A 13,597-nucleotide genomic window follows, 5' to 3' on the forward strand; every position below is an offset into this window, starting at 1 on the left:
ATGTTGTTTTTATGTTAACTCCATATTCTTTTTCATGATTTTCAAATGATTAGAATATTTAACCTAACAAAACAAATTGCAGCTAAATCCAAATTTGATTAGAAAATAGGGTGTGTTATTCATTTTTTTCATTTCTGAGATACAGAATGGGCACATGAATATTCATTCATTTTTCTAGTGTTGTGGAAAGGACTCTAGTTCAAACTTCAAGAATAATTGACATGATTGTTTGAGGCCGATGCCAATTTACAACATACAAACCTATTGCAATCATTAATGCTAGAGAAATGCTGATTTTCTCGACATTATTCCGATTAGGATTTATACATGAAAAAGCTGATTAGTCTTTTTTTAAGTGTATCGGTGTTATTACTTGCCGCATGCAGTAAACAACCAGATACCGCATCGACCGAACAAAAAGGTGATGCTGCTGCATTACAAACTGTTGTAATCGCTTCTACGGGTTCAGACGCTGACATCTGGCGTTATATCGCAACTTTACCTGAAACTAAAGCTGCTGGTCTTAAACTCGACATTAAAAACTTCACAGATTATGTGGCAATGAATACTGCTGCTGCAAACAAAGAAGTCGATTTAAATGCATTCCAATCTTATGCTTACCTTGTTGCCTTTAATGCTGCAAACAAAGACAAGATTGCGCCTGTTTCAACGACTTATTTAGAGCCAATGGGGATCTACTCAAGTAAAGTGAAAAAGGTTGAAGAGTTTGCTGAAGGTGCAACCATTGCCATTCCAAATGATGGCGCAAACGAATCTCGTGCATTATTACTTTTACAAAGTGCTGGCTTGATCAAGTTAAAAGCTGACTTCGATCCAGTGAAAGGTACACCTGCTGACATTATCGAAAACAGCAAGAAAATCGTAATCAAGCCGATTCAAATGGCAACAGCAGTTCGTGTTAAAGACGAAGTTGATGCGATTTTATTAGGTAATACGCTTGCGATGGAAGGCGGTTTAAACGTGCTCAAAGATGCGATTTTCTATGAGCCAGTTGATCAAAGCACCAAATTAAACGTAAACGTATTGGCAACTGCTGAATCTCGTAAAGATGATCCTGTGTTGCAAAAAGTTGGCGCGCTTTACCATACTGAAGCTGTGAAGAAATATGTTCAAGAACACTTTGCGGGTACTAAAGTTGACGTAAACAAACCAACAAGCTATCTCACCGAAGCAAATTCGTAATATAATACCCTCAAATAAAACAGGCAAAGTGATTTTGCCTGTTTTTTCTTTTCTGCCATAGTACTGACGAACATGATCCAATTTAAAAACATTTCGAAACACTATCAGTTGAAAGGTCAAACGATCAATGCGTTGGATCAGATCAATCTAGAGATCCCAGACGGTAGTATCTTTGGCATTATCGGCTATAGTGGTGCAGGTAAAAGTACGCTTATCCGTTTGATTAATTTGCTTGAGCGTCCGACTCAGGGACAAGTGATCATTCATCAAAAAGACTTTACCGCAATGGATGCACGGACACTTCGTCAAGAACGTGCAAATATCGGCATGATCTTTCAGCACTTCAATTTACTTCAAACCAAAACAGTGTCTGAAAATATTGAAATGCCACTTAAGCTATTAGGTCATAGCAAAGCTGAACGTGAAAAGCGTCTGGTTGAACTCTTAGATTTTATTGATCTTAAACACAAAAAAGATGCCTACCCTGATGAACTTTCTGGTGGGCAAAAACAACGCGTCGGAATTGCACGCGCGTTGGCAAATCATCCCAAGATCTTACTTTGCGATGAAGCCACCTCAGCACTTGATCCACAAACCACCAAATCGGTTTTGGCTTTATTAAAAAAGATTAACAAAGAACAAAATATCACCATTGTGATGGTAACGCATGAAATGGATGTGATTGAATCCGTATGTGATTATGTCGCAGTGATGGAAGCTGGTCATGTGATTGAAACGGGTCCGACTTTAGATATTTTTAGTCAACCACAACATCCTACCACCAAAACATTTATTCAAACCGTATTGCAACAGCAGTTGCCGATCAATATTCTGAATAATCTTGAACACAAGCACCACAATAGTATTTATAGCCTGCAGTTTTTGGGTACATCGGCACAAGAAACCGTGATTCAGGCCGCGATTAAGCAGTTTGATATCAGTTTAAATATCCTATTTGCCAACATGACCGAAATTAACGGTACGGTGATTGGACAAATGTTTATTCAACTGCTGGGCGACCCGCTTATGATCCAAGAAACGGTAAAGTTCCTTGAGCTTCAAGGTGTGAAAGTTGAACAGTCTGGAGTGGTTAGCCAATGAGAGATTTAATTGTACAATGGCTGACTCAAGTCACTGCTCCGTTTTGGCATAGCTCGCTTTCAATTGACCAGTTTGTTACAGCGCTGCAAGAAACCTTTCAAATGGTGTTCTTCTCTTTGCTGTTTGGCTGTATTTGGGGCTTAATCCAAGGCATTACCTTAGTGGTTACCCGAACTGGTGGCATCTTACAAAATCGTGCGATTTATTATTTCCTCAACCCAATTGTCAATGCACTGCGTTCCCTACCCTTCATTATCTTACTGATTGCGGTGATTCCACTGACCAAAATGTTAGTTGGAACATCAATTGGGACATGGGCAGCGATTGTACCTTTAACCATTTATGTCGGCCCATATCTAGGTCGCTTAATTGAGACTTCATTACTTGAAGTGAATGAAGGCATTGTTGAATCCGCTCAGGCAATGGGTGCTTCACCTTGGCAAATTATCTTTAAGTTTATTATTCCTGAAGCACGTAGCTCTTTGATTCTGAATTTAACCACAGGTACGATCTCGCTCATTGGTGCAACAGCGATGGCAGGTGCTGTTGGTGCTGGTGGTATTGGTGACTTGGCGATTTCTTATGGTTACCAACGTTTCGACACCAGTGTGGTGATTTTAACCGTCATCGTGTTATTACTGTTGGTCCAAATGGTCCAAATGCTTGGTGATTGGTTAGCTAAATTACGCTAATTTTCATTCTATACTTGATTAAGGAATATATTGAAAACCCAATATATTCCTTTTATTTTTCTCAAAAACTGACCAAATGATATAAAATAATGCTCTATTAAAATAATAGTAAAAAATCCAGCAAGAGCACAATATGGCATCGCTTGAAATACTCACCACCTTTTTAATTACTACATTTATCTTTGCTTATATTCCTGGTCCAGCAATGCTATATACCGCCGCACAAGCTTTAGCAAAAGGGCAAAAATCTGGTTTCATGGCAACTTTAGGACTTTTTATAGGAGGATGTGCCCATATCATAGCCGCCGCAGTTGGGCTCACGACGCTATTTCACTTATTTCCAGTTTTATACACTGTCATTAAAGTCCTTGGTGCATGTTGGTTAATCTGGTTAGGTATTAAACTCATCAAAGACACTCCAACATCCAACACGCTAAACACTGCTCAAGAAGAAATCGCAGGAAAAACACTCAAAGAAAGTATCTTGGTCGAAGTATTAAATCCTAAAACTGCGATTTTTTATCTCGCATTTTTACCTCAATTTATCAATAGCGCTTCAGAATCACCAGTCTGGCTACAATTCATCCTTTTAGGTTTAATCGTTAATACGATTTTTATTTCTGCAGATCTTGTATGCGTTTTTCTGGCTGAATTCGTCATGAGAAAAATGAATAAATCCCAAAGTATCCAAAAAACTATGTCTATATTGGGTGGTTTAATCTTTATTTCTTTGGGCCTATTTCTGGTTTTGGGCCAACACTAAATCAACTTATGCAAAGTAAACTTCATTCGCCGCCTTAAAGGTATTTACATGCAATGGCACTAAATCATCCAGTGCCTGATACCCCCCCGCCAAAACGAACAGCATTGGAATTTTCATTTTCTTGGCCATCTCAAAGACAATTCGATCACGTTCGAATAATAACTCCGTCGTAAACCATTTAGAGCCATATTTATCATGTTGATGGCAGTCCATCCCCGCCTGATAAATCATCAGATCCGCCTCCCAACTTGAAGCATATTGAAAGGCCTCAAAAATCGCTTCACGATATAAATCGAAATTGCCTTGTTTTGGATGAATATAACGCGTCAAACTACGGTCACCGGCCTTGCAACCAAAACGAATCCCAAAAATCCCAAAGTTCAGCAAGTTAGTCATGCGATTGGTGAAAATCGCAGTACCATCACCGCCATGCTGATCACAATCCAAAACAAAGATACGTTTTTCTGGATATTGCTTTGCCACTAAGGCCAAGCCATTGAACGTGCAATAGGCCGCACCAGATTCATAACTGGCATGATGAAAGCCTTGGGCAATATTGGCAGCAATACCCTCTTTAAATGCAATCTCCGCACCCACCAATTGCCCCGCCTGTACTGCCAGAATTGCATCGCGAAGCTGTTCATTCCAAGGCTTAAACCCTTGTATGGTCGCAAACGCAGACTGTCCCGATAAAAAAGCTTCAACATACTGTGGATTGTGCAATTTCTTTAACAGTTCAACATCAATGCTACCAGGATCAACCAGTTCAACCATCTGCTGAGTCCGTAACACCTCAGCGACAGCAGTGAGTTTTTCCATACTATTGGTATGCGTTTGTGCATAATAGCGAGGCGAATAACAGGCTTTTAGCATGGATGCCCTACAAAAATTTGGTCTTGGGCAATCTCCACAAGTTGACTTAATTCGGTGCTATCAGGTCGAAACAGCCCATTATCCACCTGTTGTTTAAAATGATAGCCAAAGGCACGTGCACGATTGTCAGGTGACACGGCCAAGGTGGTTAAGCGTAAAAACCAAAAACCATTCATTGCTGTAATTGGAATTACATAGCCCTTATATTGCTTATTTTTATGCTTAGGCAGCTGTTCGATGTCATAACTGGCTGAAAACAAACTACCCGCAGGTAAGCGCACCCCATTCATCATTAAAGGCACCAGACTGATACAGGAATGATTATCCCCCATATTCAGTTTTTCCATCATGATCGGTTGCTGCTGTGCATCGACAAAAATATTGATTTCCCCCTGCCGTAATAAACGATGATGCGCAATACGTAAGAAGAATTTCTCTGCCATCGGACATGAACCAACTTTAGGTTTTTCTTCTAAGGACTGGCAATCAATCATGCCCAGCACTTGTGCATCCTGTGGTAAAAGAATATCACTCAGCAACTGGCAAATTAGTTTGCTTTCTTCGAGTTGGACGTTTTGATAAATATGTCTGAGTTTGGCTTGAAAATTGACTTCTTGTTGCAAGCTCTGTGCAAAGCTCTCTTCTGGGTTTAAGCGCTGCAAACACTGTTGAACCCCAGTATTAACATCCAGATTGCGCCATGTCTCCAACATCAGTCCATAGGAGGAAGCTTGATTGAGAATATTCCTCAATGCTTTAGTATCGTAATCTTCAAAAATTCGAAAATCCTGTAAGCCGATAGGATCGCGTGTTTGCGAAACAAATTCAGCAATCACACGTGTCGCTTGGGTATAACCACAACCTCGTCGCTCTGTTTGATGGCTAAAATGTTCATTCAACATTTCTGTAAGTTTGGCAGAGAGCGGGGATAAATATTTTTTAAAAATAACGACCACTTCATGGTCGACCATCTCAGACATGATTCCCTCTCTTGTTATTTTGATTTATCAACTTCCATCTATCGCAAATCACTTATACTGCTTATTTAATCTAATCATTCGCATTTATTAATTTAGCTTTAATTAAGTATTTTTATACGACTAAAGATGAATATAAATCATTAACTTATAAACCTTTTATCTCATCTTCATTGAAAATACAGCACTTGTCAACGATAAAAATATCGCCTGAACTTAGCTGTCAAAATATGCCCTAAAAAGTCATTCACCTCCCCATCTAAGCAACATCGATTTTGCACTGGAGCACATTTACATTTACACTAGAAACAGGCACTCAACTGAGTACCTAGCTCGCCATAACCACATCAAACAAAGCTTTAGGATTCGGCTATGCATTATAAGATTCATGCCATTGACGTAAAAAATGCCTTAAAAAACTATATTTGGTTATTGGAAGATACACATACACAGGACGTTGTGGCGATCGACCCAACTGAAGCGGGTTTAGTGATTGATTTTTGCCAACAACATCAGCTTCAACTGAAGCAAATTTGGTTGACGCACTGGCACAAAGACCATACCGGTGGGGTTGAAGGCTTACTCGCCGATCAAAATATTATGGTCTATGGTCCACGCGATGAACTCAGTAAAATTTCACTGATCTCCAACCCTTTACAAAATGACGATCATTTTCATTTTAACGACCTAAAAATTGAAATCATTGCGACTCCCGGGCATACCCTTGGTCATATTACCTATTTTATTGAAAAAATAGAGACATTGTTTAGTGGTGATACCTTGTTTGCAATGGGCTGTGGCCGCCTATTTGAAGGTACTGCCGAACAAATGTATCACTCATTAAATCGACTGGCAGCCCTACCCATTCAAACTAAGGTCTACTGTACGCATGAATACACCCTAGCCAATGCAGAATTTGCTCTCACCGTTGAACCTAACAATGTGGCATTACAACAGCGGATGGAACAGGTCAAAGCCCTAAGAGCAGCAGATAAAATCACACTCCCAAGCACCATTGAATTAGAGCTTGAAACCAATCCCTTTTTACGTACCGAAAGTGCTGATGATTTTGCACGTATACGTAGTTTGAAAGATCAGTTCTAAATAAATGCATTAAATTTAAACGATTCATTTTCCATTTTTCGTTAAAAGTGGAAAATGAAATTATTTTTTACATTTATCATGCTCAATTTAAAAAAAAATCGAGTGTAGTTAATTAAAAAATAAAATTAAATAATCAATAAAAATCAAAATGATAAATAAATATCAGATAAGTTTCTCTCTATAAAAATTACGCTAAATTTACATTAGTTACACGTGGAAAAATAAATCTATGCAATCCCCCTTTAAAAAAATTTAACCGACCCTTATTAATATTTACATGTTCACAAGGAGATCTGTCATGAAAAACAGAGTTGTTAAAGCAAAAAATGTATTGGCTTTCCGTATTTGGTTAGAAAAATTAGGCTATTCAGTTAAAAATCTGACAGATAACCGTGGTTTTACATTCAGCTTTAAAAAAGAATATGGTCTAGTCACCTGTGACTTATCTGGTAATGCTTTAGCAATGCAGCTTGGCGAAGAATTCGAAGATCATTTAAAAGCATAATGACAAATTTTCTGATCGTTCAGGGTTTCAAAGGGATTTGGAATCCTGATTCTAAGAATCAACAAATTTAAATATTTCTCCCTCTATTTAATCCCTCATTTTCTAACCATTTCATACAAAATTTTATTGGAACCAACGCAATTTCCAAGTATCATTATGCCCAGTCGAGGGATGCTGCGACAATTGATCGGTACTAAAGATCAATTTGCCAGGCTCGACGATCGGTTAAACACTCGTTTTAACCAACAACGGCATCCGCGAACAGAATGATCCATACTATTTTTTCTAGGAGATCCTGATGAACGCGGTGAATGCTTCATTTACAGATTATAAAGTTGCTGATATTTCCCTTGCTGACTACGGTCGTAAAGAGATCAAACTTGCTGAAGCAGAAATGCCAGCTTTGATCGGCTTACGTAAGCGTTATGCAGCAGCTAAACCACTTGCTGGCGCAAAAATTTTGGGTTGTATCCACATGACAATCCAAACAGCTGTTCTTATTGAAACATTGGTTGAGCTTGGCGCAGAAGTGCGTTGGACCTCTTGCAATATCTTCTCTACTCAAGACCATGCTGCTGCTGCCATTGCTGCAAGTGGTGTTCCAGTTTTCGCTTGGAAAGGCGAAACTGAAGAAGAATATGTTTGGTGTTTAGAACAACAGATCAATGTGAATGGCCAACCTTGGGATGCCAACATGATCTTGGACGATGGTGGTGACTTAACTGCACTTGTTCATGACAAATACCCTGCACTTTTAGAGCGTATCCACGGCATTACCGAAGAAACCACTACAGGCGTACAACGTCTGTTAGAAATGTGGAAAGACGGTTCGCTTAAAGTGCCAGCGATCAACGTTAACGACTCGATCACTAAATCGAAAAATGACAACAAATATGGTTGCCGCCACTCATTAAATGATGCGATCAAACGTGCGACTGACATGTTGCTTTCTGGTCGTCGTGCACTTGTAATTGGTTACGGTGACGTAGGTAAAGGTTCTGCGCAATCTTTACGCCAAGAAGGCATGATCGTACGTGTAACTGAAGTTGATCCAATCTGTGCAATGCAAGCCTGCATGGATGGATACGAAGTTGTTTCTCCATATAAAAATGGCGTACAAACTGGCAAAAAAGAAGACATTAACCAAGACTTATTGGGCAATACTGACCTTGTTGTGACCACAACTGGTAACTACCATGTATGTGATTCTGCAATGTTAGATAGCTTAAAAGCGGGTGCTGTAGTATGTAACATTGGTCACTTCGATACAGAGATCGATACGGCATACTTACGTGGTTACAAGTGGGTTGAAGTGAAGCCACAAGTACACCAAGTGTATCGTTCAGAAGACGAGAACAACTACTTGATCCTTCTTTCTGAAGGTCGTTTAGTGAATCTTGGTAATGCAACAGGCCACCCATCACGCGTGATGGACGGTTCTTTCGCTAACCAAGTCCTAGGTCAAATGCATTTATTCGCTGAAAAATTTGCTGACTTACCTGCTGAGCAAAAACAAGCTGCGATTCGCGTAGAAGTCCTTCCTAAGAAATTAGATGAAGAAGTTGCTGCTGCAATGGTGCTTGGCTTTGGTGGTGTGTTAACACAATTGACTCAAGTACAAGCAGATTACTTAGGCGTTCCTGTTGAAGGGCCGTTCAAATCTGACGCTTATAAATACTAAGAAATTCAGGGCAGACGTTTTACGGACTGCCCTTTTTTCTAAAATTTCCAAGAGATTTTAAAAAGGATTTGAAATGACGAAACGTGTTCCTATTTCTTTTGAATTTTTTCCACCTAAAACAGATGCGGGTGCAGAAAAATTAAAAGGTGTTCATCAAGAATTACAGCTGTTAAATCCAGAGTTTTTCTCAATTACCTACGGTGCAGGTGGTTCAACCCGCGAACGTACATTAGCTGCGATTCATGACTTTAATGGCAAAGGTACGCCTGTTGCGCCTCACCTGTCTTGTATCGGTGATGACAAAGTCCGTATTGCCGAACTTTTAGATTTATATAAATCTCAAGGGATTGATCGTATTGTCGCTTTACGTGGTGACTTACCATCTGGTCAGGTCGGCTTGGGTGAACTCCCTTATGCCCAAGACTTAGTTCGCTTTATCCGCGAGCATTCAGGCGATCATTTCCACATTGAAGTGGCAGCCTATCCTGAAATGCACCCTCAAGCTGACACCTTTGATGGTGATATTCAACGTTTTGTCGAAAAAGTTAATGCGGGTGCCAATGCTGGTATTACTCAGTTTTTCTTCAATCCAGATGCTTATTTCTATTTTATCGAGCGTATTGCCAAAGCTGGCGTGAATATTCCAGTTGCGCCAGGTATTATGCCGATTACCAATGCAAGCAACCTGATCCGCTTTGCGGATGGTACTGGTGCGGAAATTCCACGTTGGATTCGTAAGCAACTGGCTGCATATGGTGATGACAGTGCAAGCATCAAAGCATTCGGTCATGAAGTGATTGTAAAACTTTGCGAACGCTTGATTGCCGGTGGCGCACCAACGCTACATTTTTACTCAATGAACCAAACAGAACCGACTCGACAACTGGTTGTCGATCTTGGTTTAAACTAATTTGTACGAGCACGACCCAAGCATGAATCGTTTTTATATCGAAACCGAATTAAACACTGGCAATACCATTGAATTAACCGAATCGGTATTTCACCATTGGGTCCGTGTACTGCGTGCGAAAGAGCAAGAACAAGCCATCTTTTTCAATGGAAAAGGTGGTGAATACGTTGTCACCCTGACTGAAATCAACAAAAAAAATGCCTTTGTTTCGGTTGATCAGTTTGATCCAACTGATCGTACCGCACCATTCAGTGTGGTATTGGGTCAGGTGATGAGTAAAGGTGATCGCATGGATTATGCGATTCAGAAAGCAACTGAATTGGGTGTAACCAGTATTCAATTACTCACCAGTGAACGTTGCGAAATGCGTTTAAAGTACGATCGTGATCAGAAAAAAATAGACCACTGGCAATCTGTAGCAATTGCCGCTTGTGAGCAATGTGGCATGAACCGAGTTCCTCAAGTTTTAGCCCCAATTGCTTTGGCTGACTGGCTCAGCAGTGACTTGCCTGCATCACGTTTTGTACTTGCACCCAATAAAGACCAAACCAATGTATTGCTCAACAGCAGCCCCGATCTCGCCTTATTGATTGGTCCAGAAGGTGGTTTAAGTGAAGCCGAGATTCACTTGGCTAATCAACATCAATTTAAAAACTGGTGCATTGGTGATCGAGTGTTAAGAACTGAAACCGCTCCTATCGTTGCCTTGTCGATTTTAAATTATCACTTCTCATTGAGCTAAGTACTTGGCATTGCTTTCTGTGATCTTTAGCGCTAATTTAAAATAAGCTCCATATGTTTACAAAAAGACAAAGACTGTGAATATAGATAAAAAATTAAAAGGATTATTCTTTGTATGTTAGGGGTTCAGGACAAAAATTTGCCACAGTTTATCTATACGGACCAAATTGATTATCCAAATCACGTACGTTTATTCGTTTTAAGCGTGTCTTGTATTTGTCTGTTAGATTATGCCCTATTTGGGATTTTTTACTCTTTTGAATCCAACATTTTCACAACCTGGATGAGCATCACCCTCATTCTTTTGTTTAGCTTTAGCTGTATTTGTCATTTCTTACTCAAACGCTATTCTTCGGTTCGCTATAGCAATCAAACCAATCTCATTTTTCAACTGATCTGTTTTTTTACAGGCTTACTGATTGGGGTCAACACCATTGTCATCAATCATTACTTGGCGGTCGATATCCCGCATTTGGTTGGGTCACATGTTTTAACCTTAACAGCTTTATTGCTCACAGCCTCTCATATCATCGCACTGACTTTTTTAACTCAACATATTCGCTATTTCTTCTTATTTTTTATCCCAAGTATTGTGCCATTAATCATCTCACAGTTTTTGCATCGAGATCATGATCACACCCTGTTCTATCTGGCCTATTATTCCTCCTTTTTTGCCACGGTACTCTGTGCTCAAGTCACCTATAAAATTCATAAACGCTTGGCCTTGGTGCTGGATAAAAATAAACAACTTATTGATGTGGCCGAGCAGCATAACCAATGGACCGAAGAGCTGTGCCAACAATTACAGCGTGAAGTGAATAAGTCCAAAGATATTGAAGCGCAACTGCAATTCAATAATCACCTGCTGGAACAAAAAGTTCGTGAGCGTACATTCGACTTGACGCAAATGAATGAAAGCTTAGAAGAACATCGTCAGAACTTAAGCTTTGCCCATGAAACCGCAGGCATTCGCCCTTGGGACTGGAATCTTGAAAGCCATACCGTTGGAGTCACCAATGCACATAGTCAAGCAGTCACGCGCAATTCTGAAAACCATTACACCCTACTGCATAAAATCATTCATCCTGATGATATCGAGCGGGTAAAAAACACCTTATATAATCATTTATGTGGCCAAACTAAGCGCTATGAAGAAACCTTCCGAATTAAACGTCATAATGGTGAATGGACTTGGATTCATGATGTTGGTCAGGTGATTTTACGGAATCCCAAAGACGACACCCCTTTGCGAATGGTGGGTATTCACCGCGATATTAATCAAGAAAAGAAAGATCAGGAACGTTTAAAGCTTGCTGCCAGCGTATTTGAGCAAGCTTCAGAAGGTATTTTTATTTTAGATGAAAACTTTAACTATGTTGAAGTGAATCCTAAATACGAACAGCTAACTGGAATGGATAAACAGGCTATTATCGATAAGCAGTTATTTGAAATTACTAAGCAAAATAAGCAGCATCATCATAATTTTCATTTATCGATTCTTGATACATTACGTGAAGAACAGGAATATGAAGGTGAATTTCAAGAAACCTATATTTCTGAAAAATCTTGTTTTTTGTGGATTCATATCAATGCTGTGAAAGATGAACAAGAGCGTGTTATCAATTATATTGGGATTGTTTCAGATCAAACTGAACGTAAGCACCAAGAGCAACGTTTATCCTATTTAACCAATTACGATACGCTCACCGATCTACCGAACCGTTTTTATTACCAACAACAATTACATCAATATTTGGTCAATGAAGCTTCGATTCAGCATTTGGCTGTCATCCGTTTAAATATCGACCGCTTCCGTGCCTTGAATGAGATCATTAGCAATAAAGCTGGCAACGAACTCCTCAAACAGGTCGCACAACGCTTACGCATCAGTAATATTGATGCATTACTTGTCGCCCATTTAAGTGCAGATGACTTTGCGATTATTTATGAAATTTCGCCCGTACATCCGCCACTTCATCAGCTCTGTAATAATATTGTTGAAGCTTTTAGCAAACCTTTTTACCTTGCCGATCAAGAATACTTTGTCAGTATTTCAATCGGAGTTGCCATTTATCCAGAACATGGCCGTCAAGTCGATAATTTAAACACCCATGCAGAACAGGCATTGACCGAAGCCAAACGTTTAGGTGGTAATACCATTCGCTACTACTCCAATGAAAGAGCCAATTTTGTAGCCAAATATACAGATCTAGAACTCGACCTAAGAAAAGCTATTCAGAATAACGAATTGGTGGTGTATTACCAGCCTAAGATCAATGCGCATAACCATCAAATTAATGGCTTTGAAGCATTGATCCGTTGGAAACATCCAACCAAGGGCCTGATCATGCCAAGCATTTTCATTCCTTTGGCAGAAAGCACCAGTCTGATTTCGGATATTGGACAATTTGTTTTACATGAAGCCGCCAAACAGCTACAAACATGGCAACAACTTGGTTATAGCAATATCAATATTGCAGTCAATATAGTGGCACAGCAAATTTTACGTGGTCAGTTGCTGCATGATATTGATGCGGTATTAAATAGCTCTGCAATTTCGGGTAAAAATCTTGAATTGGAAATTACTGAATCTGCCTTTATTGAAAACACCGACAGCGTCAAAACGGTATTACATGCCATTAAAGAACGCCAGATTTCAATTGCATTGGATGACTTCGGTACGGGTTATTCATCACTAGCCTACCTCACCGAATATCCAATTGACATTTTGAAAATTGATCGTGCCTTTATCTCAAAAATTGGCAATGCCAAACAGGATGCGATCGTTAATGCCATGATCGCCATGGGCAAGACCATTGGCCTAAAAGTTGTGGCTGAAGGTGTTGAAACCGAGCAGCAATATGAGTATTTAAAACGACAAAATTGCGACATATTACAGGGTTACTTGTTTTCACAACCTCTCACTGCCGCTCATGCGACAGAATATCTGCAAAAACAAAAGCAGCAGTCAACCGCAAGATATTCCATTTAAACATGAATTTTAACCTTTTTTACGCTGTATTTTTCACTGAATAGCAGCTGTCAAT

The 13,597-nt window shown here is 39.6% G+C and carries 12 protein-coding genes; 10 read left to right on the forward strand and 2 right to left on the reverse strand.

What is annotated here, in order from left to right:
* Positions 1-327: 327 nt before the first annotated feature.
* The 4 genes from NG55_RS03740 (at position 328) to NG55_RS03755 (ending at position 3,759) form a co-directional block, all read left to right on the forward strand.
* The gene (locus NG55_RS03740) at positions 328-1,203 is read left to right on the forward strand and encodes a MetQ/NlpA family ABC transporter substrate-binding protein (RefSeq protein WP_016540938.1); all 876 of its coding nucleotides are present in this window, start codon (positions 328-330) and stop codon (positions 1,201-1,203) included.
* Between the two features lie 72 nt (positions 1,204-1,275).
* Positions 1,276-2,304 carry a methionine ABC transporter ATP-binding protein gene (locus NG55_RS03745; protein WP_016540937.1) on the forward strand — a complete coding sequence of 343 codons (1,029 nt, stop codon included), beginning with the start codon at positions 1,276-1,278 and terminating at the stop codon, positions 2,302-2,304.
* Complete coding sequence (locus NG55_RS03750; protein WP_004654491.1) at positions 2,301-2,996, forward strand: methionine ABC transporter permease; 696 nt, start codon at positions 2,301-2,303, stop codon at positions 2,994-2,996. The genes NG55_RS03745 and NG55_RS03750 overlap by 4 nt, the downstream gene beginning before the upstream one ends.
* A 133-nt stretch (positions 2,997-3,129) precedes the next feature.
* A complete protein-coding gene (locus NG55_RS03755; protein WP_016540936.1) occupies positions 3,130-3,759 on the forward strand; it encodes a LysE family translocator in 630 nt (209 codons plus the stop codon).
* A gap of 6 nt (positions 3,760-3,765) precedes the next feature.
* Here the strand turns inward: NG55_RS03755 and NG55_RS03760 are convergent, their stop codons facing one another.
* Together NG55_RS03760 and NG55_RS03765 are read right to left on the reverse strand one after the other, a co-directional pair.
* Entirely contained in the window at positions 3,766-4,632 is an 867-nt protein-coding gene (locus NG55_RS03760) for an arginase family protein (RefSeq protein WP_023270289.1), read from the reverse strand.
* Positions 4,626-5,612 carry a hypothetical protein gene (locus NG55_RS03765; RefSeq protein WP_065342372.1) on the reverse strand — a complete coding sequence of 329 codons (987 nt, stop codon included), beginning with the start codon at positions 5,610-5,612 and terminating at the stop codon, positions 4,626-4,628. The genes NG55_RS03760 and NG55_RS03765 overlap by 7 nt, the downstream gene beginning before the upstream one ends.
* Before the next feature lie 369 nt (positions 5,613-5,981).
* On the opposite strand from NG55_RS03765, the gene gloB reads away from it, so the two are divergent.
* The 6 genes from gloB (at position 5,982) to NG55_RS03795 (ending at position 13,542) form a co-directional block, all read left to right on the forward strand.
* The gene (gene gloB, locus NG55_RS03770; protein ID WP_065342373.1) at positions 5,982-6,713 is read left to right on the forward strand and encodes a hydroxyacylglutathione hydrolase; all 732 of its coding nucleotides are present in this window, start codon (positions 5,982-5,984) and stop codon (positions 6,711-6,713) included.
* Positions 6,714-7,011: 298 nt separating this feature from the next.
* On the forward strand, positions 7,012-7,218 hold the full coding sequence (locus NG55_RS03775) for a hypothetical protein (protein ID WP_004654498.1): 207 nt from the start codon (positions 7,012-7,014) through the stop codon (positions 7,216-7,218).
* Between the two features lie 298 nt (positions 7,219-7,516).
* A complete protein-coding gene (ahcY, locus tag NG55_RS03780; RefSeq protein WP_016540932.1) occupies positions 7,517-8,899 on the forward strand; it encodes an adenosylhomocysteinase in 1,383 nt (460 codons plus the stop codon).
* Between the two features lie 73 nt (positions 8,900-8,972).
* Positions 8,973-9,809 carry a methylenetetrahydrofolate reductase [NAD(P)H] gene (metF, locus tag NG55_RS03785; RefSeq protein ID WP_016540931.1) on the forward strand — a complete coding sequence of 279 codons (837 nt, stop codon included), beginning with the start codon at positions 8,973-8,975 and terminating at the stop codon, positions 9,807-9,809.
* Between the two features lie 22 nt (positions 9,810-9,831).
* On the forward strand, positions 9,832-10,551 hold the full coding sequence (locus NG55_RS03790) for a 16S rRNA (uracil(1498)-N(3))-methyltransferase (protein WP_065342374.1): 720 nt from the start codon (positions 9,832-9,834) through the stop codon (positions 10,549-10,551).
* Between the two features lie 114 nt (positions 10,552-10,665).
* Positions 10,666-13,542, forward strand: coding sequence for a bifunctional diguanylate cyclase/phosphodiesterase (locus tag NG55_RS03795; protein ID WP_065342375.1), 2,877 nt, complete (start codon positions 10,666-10,668; stop codon positions 13,540-13,542).
* Positions 13,543-13,597: the final 55 nt, after the last annotated feature.

The sequence above is a fragment of the Acinetobacter gyllenbergii genome (assembly GCF_001682515.1).
In the GTDB taxonomy this organism is placed as follows: domain Bacteria; phylum Pseudomonadota; class Gammaproteobacteria; order Pseudomonadales; family Moraxellaceae; genus Acinetobacter; species Acinetobacter gyllenbergii.